Source organism: Hymenobacter sp. AT01-02 (assembly GCF_000961955.2).
In the GTDB taxonomy this organism is placed as follows: Bacteria; Bacteroidota; Bacteroidia; order Cytophagales; family Hymenobacteraceae; genus Hymenobacter; species Hymenobacter mucosus.
Genome location: NZ_JZIR02000246.1, coordinates 1 through 956, shown reverse-complemented (window position 1 = coordinate 956; position 956 = coordinate 1). Strand labels below are relative to the sequence as shown.

General features: G+C 53.3%; 1 protein-coding gene. It reads left to right on the top strand.

Annotated features, from left to right (window positions below):
• Nucleotides 1-88 precede the first annotated feature (88 nt).
• On the top strand, nt 89-916 hold the full coding sequence (locus tag VI25_RS22900) for an AGE family epimerase/isomerase (protein ID WP_055562975.1): 828 nt from the start codon (nt 89-91) through the stop codon (nt 914-916).
• The last annotated feature ends 40 nt before the right edge of the window (nt 917-956 follow it).

The window sequence follows — 956 nt, the reverse complement described above, 5'->3', positions numbered from 1 at the left end:
ACTATAATGGGGTAGGGCAATAGGGACGCTAGTAGGGCAGCCCTACCGCGCCATATCCAGGGGTTTCTCATTTATTCTGTCTTCTGCCATGCACCTCACCAACTCGTTTCAACGTGAGCTGTCCGCCATTCTTTCCTACTGGAGTACGCACACGCTGGATGAAGAATACGGCGGTTTTCAAGGCAGAATAGATAGCGACAATCGCGTGGTACCCTACGCCCCGAAAGGCTCGGTGCTGCATGCCCGTATTCTATGGACGTTCTCGGCTGCTTACAACGCTACCCATCATGCCGACTACCTGCCGCTGGCCACCCGCGCTTTCGACTACATAACGCAGTATTTTATTGATTCTGAGCATAGCGGTGTGTATTGGACAGTCGATTATCGGGGGCAGCCGCTAGACACTAAAAAGCAAATCTATGCGCTGGCATTTGCGCTCTATGGAGTGTCGGAATACTACCTAGCCAGTGGCAATGTACAAGCCATGGCGTTGGCGCAGGAGCTGTTTCGTACCATTGAACAACACAGCTATGATGCAGAACATGGAGGATACCTAGAAGCGTTGGCCCGTGACTGGACCCCCCTGAATGATCTGCGCCTGAGCGCTAAAGACGCCAACGAGAAGAAAACTACAAATACACACCTACACGTGCTGGAAGCGTATGCCAACCTATACCGGGCATGGCCAGAGGCGCTACTAAAGCAGCGAATTGTCGAATTGTTGGCCCTCTTCGCCGACCACATTGTCGACCCCACGACCTACCACATGCACTTGTTTTTTAATGAGCAGTGGGTGGCACGGCCCGATGTTATTTCCTACGGGCACGAAATTGAAGCAGCCTGGCTGCTGTTAGACGCGGCCAAGCTGATAGGGGAGGAGACCTTAATTGATTCGTTTTCAGCAAGTTTGCAGTAGCACTGGCCGCGCTGCCGCCGGAAGGTGTCGCTGGCCGACG

What these genes read in the sequence shown, in the direction of transcription:
- VI25_RS22900 (WP_055562975.1), top strand. Translation starts at nt 89, where the DNA reads ATGCACCTCACCAACTCGTTTCAACGTGAGCTGTCCGCCATTCTTTCC.